This window comes from Brevundimonas sp. SPF441 (genome assembly GCF_009661015.1).
Taxonomy (GTDB): domain Bacteria; phylum Pseudomonadota; class Alphaproteobacteria; order Caulobacterales; family Caulobacteraceae; genus Brevundimonas; species Brevundimonas vesicularis.
The window spans coordinates 1-15809 of the sequence record NZ_WJWX01000004.1 but is presented as its reverse complement, the minus strand read 5'-3'; the positions used below and the strand labels follow the sequence as shown (position 1 = coordinate 15809).

Genomic DNA, 15809 nt, shown 5'->3' with positions numbered 1-15809 from the left:
GCCTCTCCATGACTGCATCTGCGGAGCAGAAGCGCCCTTTCGGTTCGATCCAAGGGCTCAGATATTCATTCGAGGTCGCTGCCGGGCCCGCCCCGACCAAAGGCCGAAAGTAGAGTAAAAGCCTGATTATATGACAGATACCGTCGCCTCCCTCGCTGTCGAGCCCCGCTTGAACCGCCGCCAGGCCGCCAAGATCCGCACGCGGCAAAAGGTTCTGGACGCCGCCCGCTCGCTCTTCGCCGAGCGCGGCTATGAGCCCGCCACGATCCGCGACATCGCCAAGGGCGCGGGCATGTCCACCGGCGCCGTCTTCGCCAACTTCCAGGACAAGGCCGAACTGTTCGAAGCGGTCCTGACCGAGGACATGACGCGTCTGGCCGAGGTGGTCGAGGCCGCGGCGCCCGAAGGCGAGCCCGTCCGCCAGCGCCTCGTCAGCGCGCTGAGCGCCGGGTATCACTCGTCGCTGGACCAACTGCCGCTGTTCCAGGCCATCGTGGCGCGCTCGTGGTTCCAGCCCCTGGCCGCCGAAATGCGCGCCCGCGCCGCGACCAAGAACCTGTTGCTCGCCATCAGCAACATCCTTCAGGATGCGGTGGCCAAGGGCGAGCTGTCCAAGGACGCCGACAGCCGTCTGCTGGTTGAGCTGATCTGGGACGCCTACCTGTCGAACTATCGCCGCGCCGCCTATGACGAATGGGACGCGCAGGCCCTGTCGGACCATATGGGCAAGCAGATCGACGTGATCCTGGCCGGCGCCATCGCCGCCAAATAGGCCAGAGCAAAGCCGCTTTTCGAAAGGCCGGGGCCGCCAGCGCGGGCCCGGCCTTTTTCGTGAGCGTCAGGTCCGGCGTTTCAGGGTGACGTAGAAGGCGCCGTTTCCGCCGTGCTTCTGGTGGGCGATGGTGAAGCCCGACACCACGCCGCGCAGTGCGGGCGAATGCATCCATTCCGCAAAGGCCGAACGGATCACCCCGCCGCCCATCCGGCCCTGACCGGTGATGACCAGCACCGCCCGCATTCCACGCGCCTGGCACGATGTCAGGAATCCTCGAAGCTGATCCTCGGCCTCGAACCGGCCGAAGCCATGCAGGTCGATGCGCGCCTCGATGGGGTCGCGCTCGCGCGACAGCCGCTGCTTGCGGCGCGGCTCCAGATCCTCGGGCGCGGGCTTGGGCTTGTTCGGCGAGGGTCGCTTTTCCGCCGGCGGCGCGACAGCGGTGCGTTTGGGAGACGCCTTGACCAGGGGGCGCGGGCGCTCGATCGGCGTCACCACGATCTCGGGCGGCGTTTCGGCGCCGGGCGTGACGCGGACTGCCTTGCGCGTCCTCGGCGTCACGACCGATCCGGCCACGCGGGTCCAGATGCGACGGTCTTCGGGCGTCAGTCCGTTTTCGTCACAGCTCGGGCCCTTTCGCCTCATGCCTCGCCGTCGTCCTCGATGGTGTCGCCGGGCCTTGGCTCGTGCGCCAGCAAGTCACCAGGCTGGCAGTCCAGCTCGCGGCACAGGGCGTCCAGGGTCGAGAACCGCACCGCGCGCGCCTTGCCGGTCTTCAGGATCGACAGGTTCGCCACCGTCACCCCGACCCGGTCGGCGAGTTCGGTCAACGACATGCGGCGTTCCACGAGGACGCGGTCGAGCTGGACGCGGATGGCCATGCGGAAATCCTACTTCGAAACGGCTCAGATCGTCAGTTCGGATTCGCGACGCAGGCGCGCGCCCTCGCGGAAAACCTCCGCCAGCACGAAGACGATAAGCACGGAAAAGATGGGAGTCAGCAGTTCGCCGAAGCCCTGCGGATCCATGACGCCGGGCGCCAGTCGCTTGGCGACGAAGCCTTGGGCCACCCAGACGCCGCCAGTCACGACCGCCAGGGTCAGGCCGATCTGGCGCAGGCGACGGACGTTATCGGGCTGGAACGGGTCGCCCATGGTCAGGGTGCGGATGATGCGGCGCAGGCTGCGCAGGATCAGCATGAACCCGCCGAAATAGGCGGTCGCGGCGCCCAGGCCGAACAGCAGCAAGGTGCGCGTCAGCGGCAGTTGCTTGCCGCCGGAATCCCCGCTGACGGTGATGTTCACATTGTCCAGGGGAATGAAGATCGCGGCGATGACCAGCAGCAGCAGAATGCCGGTGATCAACCAGAGAAGGATGTAGGCGACGTCCAGAACCACCTTCAACACGCTGGACACCGAACCTGGGCCTAGCGCCTTGATCGGCGCGCCCAGCCAGTTCGGAACGCTTGCCTCGCCTCGCTTCAGCGGATTTGGCGGCAGGGGCAGGCGCATGGTCTTTTTGATCTCAAGCCGGGGAAGGCGGGGCGATGGCCACGCGGGGTCCGGCGAACCCGCGCGCGGCTCTATACATCGCGGTCTTCATGCAGGTCGTCAAAGCTCCAGTGATCGAAAAGAGAGGGATCAAAGGGCTTGGAACAGGGTGACGACCAAGGCGGTGGGCAGGGCGGCGATCAGAACGGTGCTGACAAAAGCAGCGCCGACCTTGTCGAGCCACATCGAGGTGTTCATCGTATGCATTGTGGTTCTCCGTCTTTCTAGTTTGGGCGATTATCGCCGTTTGGATTTGTTAGCCGCACGATCGTTCCCGGTTTTCCGGAAGTCCTGAACGCTGCGACCTCGTTCCTGACGATCAATAGATAGGCCGTGCGGGCGAAAAAGGCACGTTACATATCGTTTAACGATATTAAACTTTGGCAATAGACTGTTTCAGGAGCGTGATCGACGATGAATCTCAAGCTTATCAAGGGGATGCGGATCGTCGTGGCGACGCACAATGCCGGCAAGGTTCCCGAAATCTCGGCGTTGCTCGGCGGAAATTACGAACTCGTCACCGCAGGCCAGCTGAAACTGCCCGAACCCGACGAAACGGAGAGCACCTTCACCGGCAACGCCATGCTGAAGGCGCGTCACGCGGCGGAGCTGTCGGGCGAGGTTTCGCTGGCCGACGATTCCGGCCTGTCGGTCGCGGCGCTGGATGGCGCGCCGGGCATCTTCTCTGCGCGCTGGGCCGGGCCGGGCAAGGATTTCGCCGTCGCCATGAAGAAGGTCGAGGAGCGGCTGGAAGAGATCGGCGCGACGGACCGCACCGCCTGGTTCACCTCGGCCCTGGCGGTTGCCTGGCCGGACGGCCCCTGTGTGGTGGTGCAGGGCGAGGTTCACGGCCAGCTGACCTTCCCCCCACGCGGGGATCGGGGGTTTGGTTACGACCCGCTTTTCATTCCGACTGGCGGCGACCGGACCTTTGGCGAGATGGAGCCGGCGGCCAAGGACGCCATCAGCCACCGCACCGTCGCCTTCGCCAAGCTGAGAGCGGCCCTGATTGACTGATCCGCTTGATCCGGGATCGGACGTCGGCCTCTACGTCCACTGGCCCTATTGCGCGCGCATCTGCCCCTACTGCGACTTCAACGTCGTGCGCGATCGCGGGCGCACCGAGGAGCAGGCCGGGCTGGTCGAGGCGATCCTGGCCGATCTGCGCGCCCAGAGAGATTTGACAGGCCCGCGCCGGCTGGCCTCGATCTTCTTCGGCGGCGGCACGCCGTCGCTGATGGCGCCCGACGCCGTCGCGCGGATCGTGACGGCGGCCCGCGACCTGTTCCCGCCCGTCGGCGACATCGAGATCACGCTGGAGGCCAATCCCACGGACGCCGAGGCCGGCCGGTTCGCCGCCCTGGCCGACGCCGGGATCAACCGCCTATCAATGGGCGTTCAGGCGCTGGACGACGCCGCCCTGCGTTTTTTGGGTCGCGACCATTCGACAGCCGAGGCTCTGCGGGCGGTCGATCTGGCCCGCCGCGCCTTCGACCGTCTGTCCATCGACCTGATCTACGCCCGCCCGGACCAGACGCCGCAGGCCTGGGCGGCCGAATTGACGGCGGCGCTGGCGCTCGGGTTCGAACACGTCTCGCCCTATCAGCTGACCATAGAGCCGACGACCGCCTTTGGTCGGGCCTTCGCACGCGGAACCCTGACCCCGCCGGACGAGGACCGGGCCGCATCCCTCTACGAAACCACCCAGGATGTCCTCTCGGCTGCCGGCTTCGACGCCTATGAGGTCTCCAACCATGCGCGCGGTCCCGCCGCCCGGTCGTCGCACAATCTGCATGTCTGGCGCGGCGGCGACTATCTGGGACTTGGCCCCGGCGCCCATGGCCGGCTGACGCTGGACGGCGTCAGGACCGCGACCGTCGCCCACCGCCGCATCGCCGATTATGTGGCGGGCGTCTCAAGCCTCACGCCCTGGTCCGAGCGCGACGCCCAGACCCCAGTCGACGCCACTGAAGAACGTTTGCTGCTGGCCCTGCGCACCACCGAAGGCGCGCCTGTCGCCCTACTGTCGGCGCTCGGCCTGTCGGCTGAATGCGCGCCGGTCGCGGACCTGATCGCCGACGGATTCCTGATGCTGAAGGCCGAGCGACTGATCGCCACCGAGCGCGGCCGCCCGGTGCTGGACGGCGTGCTGAAAGCGCTGCTGACCTAGGCCTTCTTCAGCCCCAGCATTCCCAGCCAGCCGCCGCTGGTCAGCAAAGCCACGTCCAGCAGGGCCAGCGGCAGCGGCGTCGAAACCGGCGCGGCGATGAAGCGCGAGCGCCAGTCCGGGCCGAACTTGGCCTTGTAGCTGCGCAGACCCTGGAAGCCGTAGAGCGCCCCGCCCTCTTCGAACACCAGGGCGCCGACACGGGCGAAGACCGGCGCGATGCGACGATCCTCCAGCCCGGCCAGCGGGGCCATGCCCAGGTCGAAGCTGGCCAGGCCTTCCGCCTTGGCCCATTGGGCGCAGCGGATGAACAGATAGTCCATCACCCCATGCGGCGCGTCCGGCCGATGGCGCATCAGATCCACCGCCGCCTCGTCCGGCGAGGTCAGCAGATTGGCGAAGGCGACGATGCGGCCGCCCTCCTTGACCACCGCCAGCGGCGTCAGGTCCAGATAGTCGACGTCGAAGCGCCCCAAGGAGAAGGATTTCTCCGAGCCCTCGTGCATGGCGAGCCAGGCGTCCGAAATCTCGCGCAGCTCGTCCGCTATCGCTGCGGCCGAACCGGGCGGCAGAACCTCGAACGAGGAGCCTTCACGCTCGGCGCGATTGATGGCTGTGCGAAGGTTCTGCTTTCCCTTGCCCTCGATGGAGAAGCGGTGGGCGTCGATCACGGCCGTCTCGCCGACCTTGCGCACCGCCAGCCCCATGGTCGCAAGATCGCCCAGCACCTCTTCGCTGACCGAATAGAAGACCGCCGCCCCACCATAACTGTCGGCCATCTCGGCGAAGGACCACAGCAACTCCAGCCGTTCGCTCTTGAGCCCCGCCGGTTCGCCCATGGCGATCCAGCGCCGCCCCCGCACGCGATAGGCCAGGAAGCTGGAACCCGACGGGCTGAACATCAGCGCCTTATCGCCCAGCATGGCCAGCCAGGCCTCGGGCGTGGCCGTATCGGCCGTCTGCAGCGCTTGCTGCGCGCGATCGATGTCGGCCTTGCTGGCCGGTCCGTGACTGTGGGCGCCCGGCGAGCTCAGCAGCGAGCGCCCGGCCACCACCAGCGTCAGGATCGCCAGAACCAGCCCGGCCCGCAGGAAGCCGGACGCCTGGCGATCACTCAGGAAGCGCCACCACAGCTCGTCATTATAGGCCACGTCGCGATAGGCGAAGAAGCCCAGCCACAGCATGGCCGCCACCACCGCCGTCAGCAGCAACAGCCAGCTGGGCCGCAGCGGCTCGCTGAGACGCGAGCGCCGGTTGAAGGCCGTACGGCACGGCGCCAGCAGGGCGGCGACGACCAGCAAATCCGTCGCCTGTTCCCAATCCAGCCCCTTCAGCACCGAAAACACCGCCCCGGCCGCCAGGACCAACAGGGCGGCCCAATAGGCGCCGCGCCGACGCCGCCACAGACCCGCCGACAAGAGCAGAAGCAGGAAACCGGCGATGCTGCCGACAAAGTGCGACAGGTCGATCAGGATCGGAGAGACGACGCCCGTCAGCTGACGCAGCCGACTGTCGAACTCGGGCGTCACCGCAGAGGCCAGCATCAGCGCGCCTGCGCCAAAGGCCACCACCGCAAAGATCTGGGGCGTCAGCTCGAAGGCCAGACCCGCCAGTCGGCGGATCAGACCGGATGTGTGCCGGGGGCGGCTGGACAAACGTGGCCTCTCGAATCGCGGATCGCCCGAACATAGACCAAGAATCGTCCAACCGGGGCGCTGCCAAGGTCATTTCGGGGCATACGAAACAATCCGTAACAGAGCGAGTATATAGGGGTGCGGGCGTCGGGCCCGTGTAACAGGGGATAGTCTCCCATGACCATCAAGACCGCTCTTCTGGCTGGCGCCGCCGCCGCCTTCATGACCGCCGCGCCGGCTCTGGCGCAAGAAACCACGCCCGCTCCCGCCGCCGCGCCTGCCGCCGCTGCGTCTTCGCAGCAATCGCTGTCGCTGAACCCCGGATCGAGCGTTTCCGGTCCTGATGGCGAGCTGGGCAAGCTGGAAGGCGTTCAGAACAATGCCGAAGGCAAGCAGGAGCTTACCGTTCGCGGCGCCGACGGCCAACTTCGCGCCGTGCCGCTGAGCGGCATCCGTCAGGAAGGAACCGGCGTCGTGGTGGCCTACACCAAGGCGGAATTCGACGCTGCGGCTCCGATCGCCGGCGCCCCGGCGGCCCCCGCCGCTGATCCGGCCGCCGCTCCCGCGCCGACCGCGGAACCTGCGGCCGAACCGACCGATCCGGCGACCACAGAACCGGCGACCCCGGCTCCGGACAGCGCCTCGCCGGCTCCGACCGAGCCGCAGTAAACCAGTCTTCCAAGGCTAAATGATAAAGGGCGGTCGGGTTTCCCGGCCGCCCTTTCGTCTGTCCGCAACCCAGCGGCGACAGTGGCGCAGCAAAAAGGGCGGCTCGGGAGAGCCGCCCTTTTCCCTACCGACCGACTGTCGGATCAAGCGCGACGCTTGACCAGTCCCAGAAGGAACAGCAGCAGGCAGGCGCCCAGGAACGCCACGATCAGGGTGACGAAGTTGAAGCCGCCAACCGGCGTGCCGAAGACGTTGTTCGAGATGAAGCCGCCGAGCAGAGCGCCGATGACGCCGACGATCAGGTTTGTCAGCAGGCCGTGATTGCGACCCATGACCTTTTCAGCCAGCCAGCCGGCGACGATGCCGATGACGAGCCAACCAATGATTCCGAGACCCATGCTGTGGTTCCTTCCTTTAAAAGCCAAGCTGTTGCAGTAAATGCGGCTCGGGCCATACGGTTGCGTCCTGGCTCCAACCTCGCCGCAATAAGGCCGAATTCGCGTCAGGCGCGATCCGGCACGGCGATTGCCGTGATCGACGTGTGTCGTCCCGCATCGGGACAGACGTTGAGACGAGGATCACCGTCATGGCCGACGACATCGACCTTCATCTGGGCCGCCGCCTGCGCCGCCGTCGCCGCCTGCTGGGCCTGACCCAGCAGCAGCTGGCCATCCAGGTCGGCATCCGCTTTCAGCAGATCCAGAAATACGAATGCGGCGCCAACCGCATCTCCGCCGCGCGCCTGTGGCAGTTGGCCGAGGCGCTGGAAACGCCCGTCGCCTATTTCTACGATGGCCTGGCCGAGGCGATGGAGGCCGACGCACCGACGCCCAAGGGCGGCGAAGTCTTTTCGCGCAAGGAAACGCTGGATCTGATCCAGGCCTACTATCAGCTGGACGAACGGCCCCGCCGGCGTTTGCTGGACCTGGCCAAGTCCCTGCATGCGGGCGACGCGGCCGCCGCCTGATCTGCGCGTCTCCCCGATCTGCACGTCTCAAAGGGCGCCCATGCCGGCGAAAGCGCGGTAAGGGAATCCCATGACCGAATACGAAGCCTTCGCCATCGAACTGGCGCGCGAAGCCGCGCGTGTGACCCTGCCCTTCTTCCGCTCGGACATTGGGCATGAGGACAAGGGCGGCGCGGCCGGCTTCGATCCCGTCACAGAAGCCGACAAACAGGCCGAGGCCGCCATTCGCCGTCTGATCGCCGCCCGCTATCCTGATCACGGCGTCATCGGCGAGGAGTATGGCGAGGATCGACCGGACGTCGAGCACGTCTGGGTGCTGGATCCCATCGATGGCACTCGCGCCTTCATTTCGGGTCTGCCGCTGTGGACCACGCTGATCGCCCTTCGCACGGCCGGCAAGCCGACCGTCGGCGTCATCGCCCAGCCCTATCTGGACGAAATCTTCATCGGCGGCCCGTCCGGCGCGCGCCTGTTGCGCGGCGATGTCGAGACGCCGCTGGCCGTGCGGTCCTGCGAGACGCTGACCGACGCCGTCATCTCGACCACGGACCCCGACATCTTCAACGGCGCGGAACTGGGCGCCTGGACCCAGGTGCGTGCGACCGCCCGCCTCGCGCGTCTGGGCTGCGACGCCTACGCCTACGCCATGGTGGCGGCGGGCAAGATGGATCTGGTCGCCGAGGCCAGCCTGAAGCCCTGGGACTGGTCCGCCCTCGTGCCCGTCATCGAGGCGGCCGGCGGCAAGGTCGTGAACTGGCGCGGCGCAGCGCCGGACGACAGGGGCCAGGTCCTGGCCGTCGGCGACGCGCGCCTGATCGACCAGGCCCTGGTGACGCTGAAACGCGCGGCCGCCTGACGCCCTCACCTGGCGCATATTGACGCAGGTCGCGAGACGGCGTCAGGGTGCGGACGGTTGAGGGGACGGATTTCGATGGCTGGGCAGTCCAAACTGGTTGTCGGCGTCGACGTGCCCTGGGTCACGAGCTGGACCGGCGAAGAGATTACGGGCGCCGCGCCGTGCCGAACCGTCGGCGGCCGTCTCGCCCTGATGCAGGCCAGCGCGCCCGGCAGTGGCAAGCCGCAATATTCGAAGAACCATCTGGTCCGACAACGCCTGACAGTCGCGCGCATGCTGTGCCCGATGTGCGGCGAGCCGACTGACGATAGCGATCGCTGGACCCAGATCGCCGCGCGACGTTGCGCCGGTCAGCTCAGGGCGCGCGGCGGTCAGGTTCGCGCCGACATCGCCGACGACCGGGTCATGATCGACGCCGGCTCGATCGCGCCCCTGCACCGCCGCTGCGTCGATCGCTCGATGAAATACTGCCCGCACCTGCGCGCCAGCGACGACGTGATGGTCATGCGCTTCCCGCGCGAGTGGATCGTTCTGCCCCTGCTGATCAAGGCCGAGACAGGCCCCGGCGTCGCCGTCGCCTTCCTGCAGCTATGCGGCGTCACCCAGACGATCGACCGACGCTGGCGCGCCGAAACCGCCGCCTAAACGATCAAACCACCGCCACGTCTGCAGTCCTCGCCGACGGATCGGTGAGCGCGTCGGCCGCAGGCGCGACCAGATCGGCCATGGCGTCGAACTCGTTCAGGAAGACCGCGCGCAGGTCGTCGGCCTCCATGATGACCTCGTGCTTGGCGCCGGCGACCTCGACGTAGCGGCCGCGCGGGATGCGTTTGGCGGCCCATTGGTTGGTCTGTTTCCACACCACGTCGTCGGCGCTGGCCTGGACGATCACGACCGGCGCCTTGACCGCCTTCAGGGCCTTGGGCTTCAGCGCGCGCTCGCCGGCGTCCAGCGCAAAGGCCAGCCAGCCATAGGTCGGACCGCCGATGGCCAGGTGCGGACAGGCGTAAAGCTGCTGACGCCACATCTCGTATCGGCTCTCGTCCGAGGTCAGGGCGTCCTCGGCGAAGTTGTGGTCGAAGGGATCGTCGGGGTCGCCCAGAATATAGTCGCCCGCCTGGCCGTGGCGAATGTTCCAGCGCACCACCAGCTTGACCGACCACATCGACCGTTTGCCGGTCTTGATGCGCAGCATGGGGCTGGACAGAACCGCGCCGGCGAACCGGTCCTCGCCGCTTTCCAGCGACAACAGGTTCAGGCACGCGCCCATCGAGTGACCGACCATGATCCAGGGCTTGGGGCACTGATCCTCATAGGCGTTCAGCAGGCGGTTGTAGTCATCCAGAAACTCCTCGACCGCACGGGCGTGACCCTTCAGCCGGTCGGGCAGCAGGCGGGCCGACAGCCCTTGGCCGCGCCAGTCGTGGGTCAGCACGCACCAGCCGCGCGCCAGGAAGTTGCCGATCACCTCATAGTATTTCTCGATCGGCTCGGTGCGGCCGGGGCTGAGCACCACCGTGCCGCGCACCTTGTCCGCTGCGAGATGCGACGGCTTCCACAGCCCGGCGCGCAGCCGCATTCCGCCTGCGCCGCGAAACCAGTCGCCCTTTCCGCCGGGCGGCGGATAGGCACCGGGAACCCCCATCAGCGGGGCGTTGGCGGCGAAGGCTTGGGCGCGGTTCACTCGGGCTTCCTGAACTTCAAGGTCATGCGATCGCTCTCGCCGATCGCGTCATATTTGGAGCGGTCGAAAGCGGGGTCCGCCGGCTCGCCGCGCGGCGCCGTCAGGCGCGTGGGCGCCAGGGTGTCGACGCCGAACGGGTGGTCCTTGGTGTCTTCCGGATTGGCGTTGATCTCGGACGCCTCGACGAAGACGAAGCCCGCCTCGGCAGCCAACTGGCGCACGAAGGCTTCCTGCACATAGCCGTTGGCCGCGACCGGATCCTGATCCTCCGCCGGGGACAGTCGATGCTGTTCGATGCCCAGGATGCCGCCGGGGCGCAGGGCGGCGAAGGCGTCGGCGAAGGCCTTCTCCGCAATGCCCGCCGCCATCCAACCATGCAAGGTTCGCATGAACAGGCACATCTCGGCCGTACCCGCTGCGGTCACCGGGCCGGACCCCGCGCCGAAGACCGAAAACTGCGGCTCGCCATAAAGCTTCTTGTCGCTGGAGAAGCGCGTGCGGAAGGCGGTGTTCAGCACGGCCTGCGCCGGATCGGCGGTCGGTCCCTCGGGGAACAGGGCGGCGACATAAGTCCCCGCCCCCTTGGCCAGATAGGGCGCGAGGATTTCGGTGTACCAGCCGCTGCCGGGCCAGAACTCCACCACCGTCATCTTGGGTTGAAGTCCGAAGAACCGCAGCGTCTCCATCGGGTGACGGAAGGCGTCGCGCGCCTTGTCCTGGGCCGAGCGCCACGACCCCTCGACCGCCCATTCCAGCGAGCCTTCCGGCGGCCCTGCGGGTGTGGGCGGCGCGGCGGGCGCCTTTGCGGCCTCGTCCTTGCGCCCGCAAGCCGCCACGCCGGTCAGCCCCAGCGCCGCAGCGCCGCTCAGCAGAAACCGACGCGACAATCCGCTCGCGCTCGCCAGACGATCAGCCATTCAAAACCTCCGCAGGACGCCGGGACCCGCGTCCGACGCACCCTGACGCCTTGGGCTTAATCGGGTTCGCAGGTCCGGTCAAAACGCAAGACGGCCTATTCGGGCTTGCGGAAACGCAGGGTCATCCGATCGCTCTCGCCGATGGCGTCGAAGGCGGCGCGTTCCTCGGGCGTCAGGGTGCGGCCGGACGGATCGTTGCGCGCGGCCGACTGGCGGATCGGCGGCAGGGTCCAGACCCCGAACGGGTGATCGTGGTCGTCCTTGGGATTGGCGTTCAACTCGCTGCGCGCCTCCAGCACGAAGCCGGCGTTGCGCGCCTCATGGATCACATAGCTTTCAGGCACATAGCCGGTGGAGGCGACGTCAGCGACATTCAGCCCCTCCGCGCTGCGGTGCTGTTCGACGGCCAGCACGCCGCCGGGCTTCAAGGCCTTGAAGAAGGCCTGCAGATACGGCTGGGTCCGGCCGTCGCGTGACCAGTTGTGGAAGGCGCGGGCCACCAGGATGAAGTCGGCGGTTCCGTCCGCCACGCCCATGCTTTCCAGCGGGCGATTGACCGGCACATAACGCCCGCCGGTCGCCGCCGCATAGGGTTCGAGGATGTGCCGCCACCAGCTGGCGCCGCCCGGCTCGATCTCCACCACCGTCATGCCTGGCGTCAGCCCCCAGAAGGTCAGGGATTCATACGGATGACGATAGACGTCGCGCGCCCGGTCGGCGGCGGGGCGGGTCTCGGCGGCGATGGCGCTCTGCAAGGCCGTGTCGTCGGAGAAGGTCGGCATGGCGCTGGACAGGGCCGAACGCGGCGGCGTCCACGCGCCCTGGGTCTGGGGCGACTGTTGGGCCAGGGCGGGGGCGGCGGACAGCAGGACGGCGGCGAGGCCGTAGACGGCAAGGCGCATGATCGAGGGCTCCAGGTTCAGGTCGTTCTCCATAGGCAGGCGGACCGCCCGCGCAAATGAACTTCGCGAGACACAGGCGGATTTGACGCAAGCAAAATCGTGCGGGCGGCGCCCTTGACGCCGTTTCGCCGGTTCCCATCTTTGCTTCCGAGGACGCCGATTTCGGGTTCTCCAGACTGACGGCGCCGGTTTCGGGTCGTCGATCTGATACCCTACCGTCCGGGCCAAAACGCCGGGCGGCTCAACCTTGCTGATCCTCAGGAGGATGCTGATGCGTACCTATGATTTCACCCCGCTGTACCGTTCGGCCGTCGGCTTCGACCGTCTGGCCAGTCTGCTGGAAAACGCCTCGCGCGCGACCAGCCAGGACACGGGTTATCCCCCCTACAACATCGAAACCACGGGCGAGAACGCTTATCGCATCGAGATCGCCGTCGCCGGCTTCAGCCCCGACGAGCTGAATATCGAGGTGAAGGAAAACCTGCTCACCGTGACCGGCCGCAAGACCGCCAACGACGATACCGCCACGCAGAAGACCTATCTGCATCGCGGTCTGGCCGAGCGCGATTTCGAGCGCCGCTTCCAGCTGGCCGACTATGTCGTCGTCAACGACGCCAATCTGGTCAACGGTCTGCTGTCGATCTCGCTGAAGCGCGAACTGCCCGAGGCGCTGAAGCCCCGCCGTATCGAGATCGGCGCAGGCCAGCCGCTGATCGAAGGCCAGGCCGAGAAGAAGGCTAAAGCGGCCTAAGCTGTTTCAAGGCGAACTATGAAAGGGCGGCGTTCGCGCCGCCCTTTTTCTATGCCGCCAGGTGCCAGAAGGCGGCGACGACCTGTTCATAGGCCGGGCGTTTGAACGGCACGATCAGGTCGCAGGCGTCCGATAGCGGCCCCCAGCGCCAGGCGTCGAACTCGACCTCGTCGTCGGCCGCCAGATCGATCTCGGCCTCGTCTCCGGTGAAGCGGAAGGCGAACCACTGCTGCTTCTGACCCTTGAAACCGCGCCAGGCCTTGGCGTTGTTCATGGCTTCGGGCGGGAAGTCGTACAGGATCCAGTCGTCCGTCCGCGCCAGCAGTTCGATCGAGGTGACGCCGGTCTCCTCGTGCAGTTCGCGGCGGGCGGCGGCCTCCAGATCCTCGCCCGCATCGACGCCGCCCTGCGGGAACTGCCAGTTATGCGGGCCGGGCGTGGCGTGCCGCTGGCCGTACCAGACCAGACCTTCGCGGTTGAACAGCACGACCCCGACATTGGGCCGATAGGCGTCGAGATCGGACACTAGCGCCCCGGCCGCATCGACATGGACGAGGCCGGCGCCAGTTGCAGGCCGCGCTGTTCCAGACCGGCGGTCCAGCGGGCGGCGGCCTCGACCGTCACCGGATAGCTGAAGCCGGCCCCCAGGGCCGAACCGCGCAGCTTGGCCTGGGCTTCCAGACCATTCAGGGCGGCGACGATGGCGGCGGGCGACTGGGTCCGGTCGATGACGCGGTCCGCGCTGGCCCGCGCCCAGGCGCCCGGTCGACGCTGGAACGAGCCGTCGTCCAGGAAGGCGACGCCGCGCTGGCGCAGGACGCTCAGGAAGGCGTTCATGCCCGTGTCCGAGCCGGCGAACCGGTCGCCCAGATAGTTGGTAACGCCGAAATAGCCGGTGGCGCGGCTCAGTAGCCAGTCCATCTTGGCGGTCACGTCGTCGGCGCCGCCGTCGGCCAGCAGCGTATAGGGGCCGGGGTCGTTGTCGGGATAGCCGGTCGGCTCCATCGGCATTTCCAGCATGACCTCATGGCCCTGCGCGCGCGCCTGGTCGATCCAGCCCTGCAGATTGTCGGCATAGGGCACGAAGCTGAGCGTGACCTCCGGCGGCAGGCGTTCGATGGCCGCCCTCGTCGTAACGGCGTTCAGCCCCAGCCCACCGACGATCAGCGACACGCGCGGCTTGCCGTTCGGACGGAACGGGCGAGCATAGGCCTGGGCCGGCACGCGGCCGTCGGGCGCGATCATCGGCAGGGGACCGTTGGATCCGGGCTGCGACAGGCCGGCGATGGGGGCCTTGGCCAACGGAGAGGCGGCGTGGACCGGCGCCGTGATGGGTGCGCCCTGACCCGAGACGCTGCCGCCGTCCGGCAGGGTGATGACGGCGTCGCCGCCTGCGGCCGGATCAGCGCCGCCCGCCAGATTCTGATAAAGCCCCATCGCGCCCATGGAGAAGGCTTCGAAGCCCGTCGGCGCCGGCGCTGGCGCTGCGGCCGTCTCGCGTTCCAGCGCGACATGGGCCGAGGGTGTTCCCGCCTTGGGATCACCCAGCACCGTCAAAAATAGGGCGCTGGTGCTGAGCAGCAGCAAGCCTGCCAGACCGGCCGCGACCGGCGGCTTCTTCAGGGCGTCGACGACAGGTTTCAGGCTCGGGCCGTCCTTGGCGCGCGGGGCGGTCCCGGCGGTGGCGGCGAGTGCGGATTGGCGTTTGGCGAACATGGGCAAGAGTGGAACCGATCTGGAATCCTACGCCCGCATCATCGCGCGCCGTCGGTTAAGAAACCCTAACGGGCGGTTCACCATGATCGACGCGGTGATTTCTGGGAGCGGCTGTCACGGATCGTGCGTTGACGCGGGCGACTTCGCCCTTCCAGATGCCGACCTCCCCGCGCCGACCCCAAGCCGTCCCAGGATATTTGAGATGATGAGCCCCGCCGCCGACGACGCCCTGCGTGACGAGGTCCGACTGCTCGGCGGCATTCTGGGCGACATCATCCGCGACGAGGGCGGTCAGGCCCTGTTCGACCATGTCGAGGCCGTGCGTCAGGCGTCCATCGCCTACCATCGCGACCCGGCCTCGCACCCCGCCAAGCGTCTTGAGAAGCTGCTGACCGCCATGTCGGTGGATCAGGCGGCCGGCTTGGCGCACGGCTTTGCCCTATTTTCGCTGCTGGCCAATATCGCCGAGGACCGCTCGACCCGCCGCCGCGCCCAGAGCCAGGCCGAGGCCGGCGCCCGGCCCGATACGCCCGAAGGCGCGCTGAAGCGCCTGGCCGATCAGGGGGTGGACCGCGAGGCCGTGCGCGCCCTGCTGGATCAGTCGCTGATCTCGCCAGTCCTGACCGCCCACCCGTCCGAGGTCCGGCGCAAGAGCGTCATCGACCGCATCGCCGCCATCACCGACCTGCTGGACGCCTGCGACAAGGCCGGCGACGCCTGCACCCTGGAGGCCATCGCCGAACCGCTGCGCCGCCAGATCGTCATCCTGTGGGCCACGCGGCTGGTCCGCACCCAGGGCCTGGTGGTGCAGGACGAGATCGACACCGTCGTCTCCTTCCTGGACCGCATCTTCCTGCACGTCGCGCCCAAGCAGTTGTCGGCCTGGCGGCGGTTGCTAGAGGCGCCCGAGTTGAAGCCGTTTATGCGCGTCGGCACCTGGGTCGGCGGCGACCGCGACGGCAATCCCAACGTGGACGCCACGGTGATGGCCGCCGCCTTCCGCACCCAGGCGCGGGCCGTGCTGACCTTCTATCTGGACGAGGTGCACGCCTTGGGCGCCGAACTCAGCCTCGCCGCCGAACTGGCGCAGGTGTCGCCCAAGCTTCAGGCCCTGGCCGACGCCGCCCACGACCCCTCGCCCCACCGCGCGGACGAGCCCTATCGCCGCGCCCTGACCGGCGTCTATGCCCGCCTCGCCGCCACGCACGAGAAGCTGGGCGA

19 protein-coding genes are annotated in these 15809 nt (G+C 67.7%); 9 read left to right on the top strand and 10 right to left on the bottom strand.

Going from position 1 to position 15809, the window contains the following annotated elements:
- The first annotated feature begins 130 nt into the window (after positions 1-130).
- A complete protein-coding gene (locus GGC30_RS04030) occupies positions 131-772 on the top strand; it encodes a TetR/AcrR family transcriptional regulator (protein WP_039243898.1) in 642 nt (213 codons plus the stop codon).
- Positions 773-838: 66 nt separating this feature from the next.
- Here GGC30_RS04030 and GGC30_RS04025 read toward each other — a convergent pair whose 3' ends face one another.
- From GGC30_RS04025 to GGC30_RS04015, 3 genes are read right to left on the bottom strand one after another with little or no spacing between them, the layout of a single operon-like run.
- On the bottom strand, positions 839-1420 hold the full coding sequence (locus GGC30_RS04025) for a Smr/MutS family protein (protein WP_153922822.1): 582 nt from the start codon (positions 1418-1420) through the stop codon (positions 839-841).
- Positions 1417-1656 carry a helix-turn-helix transcriptional regulator gene (locus GGC30_RS04020; RefSeq protein WP_153922821.1) on the bottom strand — a complete coding sequence of 80 codons (240 nt, stop codon included), beginning with the start codon at positions 1654-1656 and terminating at the stop codon, positions 1417-1419. The genes GGC30_RS04025 and GGC30_RS04020 overlap by 4 nt, the downstream gene beginning before the upstream one ends.
- Before the next feature lie 24 nt (positions 1657-1680).
- On the bottom strand, positions 1681-2286 hold the full coding sequence (locus tag GGC30_RS04015; protein ID WP_055754340.1) for a DUF2975 domain-containing protein: 606 nt from the start codon (positions 2284-2286) through the stop codon (positions 1681-1683).
- A gap of 453 nt (positions 2287-2739) precedes the next feature.
- On the opposite strand from GGC30_RS04015, the gene rdgB reads away from it, so the two are divergent.
- Both rdgB and hemW read left to right on the top strand, forming a co-directional pair.
- Entirely contained in the window at positions 2740-3342 is a 603-nt protein-coding gene (gene rdgB / locus GGC30_RS04010; RefSeq protein WP_153922820.1) for an RdgB/HAM1 family non-canonical purine NTP pyrophosphatase, read from the top strand.
- Positions 3335-4495 carry a radical SAM family heme chaperone HemW gene (hemW, locus tag GGC30_RS04005; protein ID WP_153922819.1) on the top strand — a complete coding sequence of 387 codons (1161 nt, stop codon included), beginning with the start codon at positions 3335-3337 and terminating at the stop codon, positions 4493-4495. The genes rdgB and hemW overlap by 8 nt, the downstream gene beginning before the upstream one ends.
- Here hemW and GGC30_RS04000 read toward each other — a convergent pair.
- The gene (locus GGC30_RS04000; RefSeq protein ID WP_153922818.1) at positions 4492-6147 is read right to left on the bottom strand and encodes a GNAT family N-acetyltransferase; all 1656 of its coding nucleotides are present in this window, start codon (positions 6145-6147) and stop codon (positions 4492-4494) included. The genes hemW and GGC30_RS04000 overlap by 4 nt on opposite strands.
- Positions 6148-6303: 156 nt before the next feature.
- Between GGC30_RS04000 and GGC30_RS03995 the strand changes: the two genes are divergently transcribed.
- On the top strand, positions 6304-6795 hold the full coding sequence (locus tag GGC30_RS03995; RefSeq protein ID WP_153922817.1) for a hypothetical protein: 492 nt from the start codon (positions 6304-6306) through the stop codon (positions 6793-6795).
- A gap of 143 nt (positions 6796-6938) precedes the next feature.
- Here the strand turns inward: GGC30_RS03995 and GGC30_RS03990 are convergent, their stop codons facing one another.
- Positions 6939-7193 (bottom strand): GlsB/YeaQ/YmgE family stress response membrane protein, encoded by a 255-nt coding sequence (locus GGC30_RS03990; protein ID WP_039243891.1) that lies wholly within the window; start codon positions 7191-7193, stop codon positions 6939-6941.
- 188 nt (positions 7194-7381) lie between these two features.
- Between GGC30_RS03990 and GGC30_RS03985 the strand changes: the two genes are divergently transcribed.
- The 3 genes from GGC30_RS03985 to GGC30_RS03975 all read left to right on the top strand — a co-directional run bounded on the left by GGC30_RS03985 (position 7382) and on the right by GGC30_RS03975 (position 9263).
- The gene (locus tag GGC30_RS03985) at positions 7382-7762 is read left to right on the top strand and encodes a helix-turn-helix domain-containing protein (RefSeq protein WP_153922816.1); all 381 of its coding nucleotides are present in this window, start codon (positions 7382-7384) and stop codon (positions 7760-7762) included.
- A 70-nt stretch (positions 7763-7832) separates the two neighbouring features.
- The gene (hisN, locus tag GGC30_RS03980) at positions 7833-8618 is read left to right on the top strand and encodes a histidinol-phosphatase (RefSeq protein WP_153922815.1); all 786 of its coding nucleotides are present in this window, start codon (positions 7833-7835) and stop codon (positions 8616-8618) included.
- Between the two features lie 75 nt (positions 8619-8693).
- On the top strand, positions 8694-9263 hold the full coding sequence (locus tag GGC30_RS03975) for a hypothetical protein (protein ID WP_153922814.1): 570 nt from the start codon (positions 8694-8696) through the stop codon (positions 9261-9263).
- Positions 9264-9267: 4 nt separating this feature from the next.
- Here GGC30_RS03975 and GGC30_RS03970 read toward each other — a convergent pair whose 3' ends face one another.
- The 3 genes from GGC30_RS03970 to GGC30_RS03960 all read right to left on the bottom strand — a co-directional run bounded on the left by GGC30_RS03970 (position 9268) and on the right by GGC30_RS03960 (position 12121).
- Positions 9268-10302 carry an alpha/beta fold hydrolase gene (locus GGC30_RS03970; protein ID WP_370451867.1) on the bottom strand — a complete coding sequence of 345 codons (1035 nt, stop codon included), beginning with the start codon at positions 10300-10302 and terminating at the stop codon, positions 9268-9270.
- Positions 10299-11219 (bottom strand): class I SAM-dependent methyltransferase, encoded by a 921-nt coding sequence (locus GGC30_RS03965; RefSeq protein WP_153922813.1) that lies wholly within the window; start codon positions 11217-11219, stop codon positions 10299-10301. Before GGC30_RS03965 ends, GGC30_RS03970 begins: the two co-directional genes overlap by 4 nt.
- Before the next feature lie 95 nt (positions 11220-11314).
- A complete protein-coding gene (locus GGC30_RS03960; RefSeq protein ID WP_055807862.1) occupies positions 11315-12121 on the bottom strand; it encodes a class I SAM-dependent methyltransferase in 807 nt (268 codons plus the stop codon).
- A 271-nt stretch (positions 12122-12392) separates the two neighbouring features.
- Here GGC30_RS03960 and GGC30_RS03955 point away from each other — a divergent pair, with 271 nt between their 5' ends.
- Entirely contained in the window at positions 12393-12872 is a 480-nt protein-coding gene (locus GGC30_RS03955) for an Hsp20 family protein (RefSeq protein ID WP_055807860.1), read from the top strand.
- 49 nt (positions 12873-12921) lie between these two features.
- Here GGC30_RS03955 and GGC30_RS03950 read toward each other — a convergent pair whose 3' ends face one another.
- On the bottom strand, positions 12922-13398 hold the full coding sequence (locus GGC30_RS03950; protein WP_370451866.1) for an RNA pyrophosphohydrolase: 477 nt from the start codon (positions 13396-13398) through the stop codon (positions 12922-12924).
- Positions 13398-14588 carry a divergent polysaccharide deacetylase family protein gene (locus GGC30_RS03945; RefSeq protein WP_153922811.1) on the bottom strand — a complete coding sequence of 397 codons (1191 nt, stop codon included), beginning with the start codon at positions 14586-14588 and terminating at the stop codon, positions 13398-13400. Before GGC30_RS03945 ends, GGC30_RS03950 begins: the two co-directional genes overlap by 1 nt.
- Positions 14589-14790: 202 nt before the next feature.
- On the opposite strand from GGC30_RS03945, the gene GGC30_RS03940 reads away from it, so the two are divergent.
- A partial coding sequence (locus GGC30_RS03940) for a phosphoenolpyruvate carboxylase (protein WP_153922810.1) occupies positions 14791-15809 on the top strand: 1019 nt, incomplete at its 3' end.

Coding starts and splice junctions, on each gene's coding strand:
- GGC30_RS04025 (WP_153922822.1), bottom strand. CDS start 1,420: ATGAGGCGAAAGGGCCCGAGCTGTGACGAAAACGGACTGACGCCCGAA.
- GGC30_RS03985 (WP_153922816.1), top strand. CDS start 7,382: ATGGCCGACGACATCGACCTTCATCTGGGCCGCCGCCTGCGCCGCCGT.
- rdgB (WP_153922820.1), top strand. CDS start 2,740: ATGAATCTCAAGCTTATCAAGGGGATGCGGATCGTCGTGGCGACGCAC.
- GGC30_RS04030 (WP_039243898.1), top strand. CDS start 131: ATGACAGATACCGTCGCCTCCCTCGCTGTCGAGCCCCGCTTGAACCGC.
- GGC30_RS03995 (WP_153922817.1), top strand. CDS start 6,304: ATGACCATCAAGACCGCTCTTCTGGCTGGCGCCGCCGCCGCCTTCATG.
- GGC30_RS04020 (WP_153922821.1), bottom strand. CDS start 1,656: ATGGCCATCCGCGTCCAGCTCGACCGCGTCCTCGTGGAACGCCGCATG.
- GGC30_RS03965 (WP_153922813.1), bottom strand. CDS start 11,219: ATGGCTGATCGTCTGGCGAGCGCGAGCGGATTGTCGCGTCGGTTTCTG.
- GGC30_RS03990 (WP_039243891.1), bottom strand. CDS start 7,193: ATGGGTCTCGGAATCATTGGTTGGCTCGTCATCGGCATCGTCGCCGGC.
- hisN (WP_153922815.1), top strand. CDS start 7,833: ATGACCGAATACGAAGCCTTCGCCATCGAACTGGCGCGCGAAGCCGCG.
- GGC30_RS04015 (WP_055754340.1), bottom strand. CDS start 2,286: ATGCGCCTGCCCCTGCCGCCAAATCCGCTGAAGCGAGGCGAGGCAAGC.
- GGC30_RS03960 (WP_055807862.1), bottom strand. CDS start 12,121: ATGCGCCTTGCCGTCTACGGCCTCGCCGCCGTCCTGCTGTCCGCCGCC.
- GGC30_RS03955 (WP_055807860.1), top strand. CDS start 12,393: ATGCGTACCTATGATTTCACCCCGCTGTACCGTTCGGCCGTCGGCTTC.
- GGC30_RS03945 (WP_153922811.1), bottom strand. CDS start 14,588: ATGTTCGCCAAACGCCAATCCGCACTCGCCGCCACCGCCGGGACCGCC.
- GGC30_RS03975 (WP_153922814.1), top strand. CDS start 8,694: ATGGCTGGGCAGTCCAAACTGGTTGTCGGCGTCGACGTGCCCTGGGTC.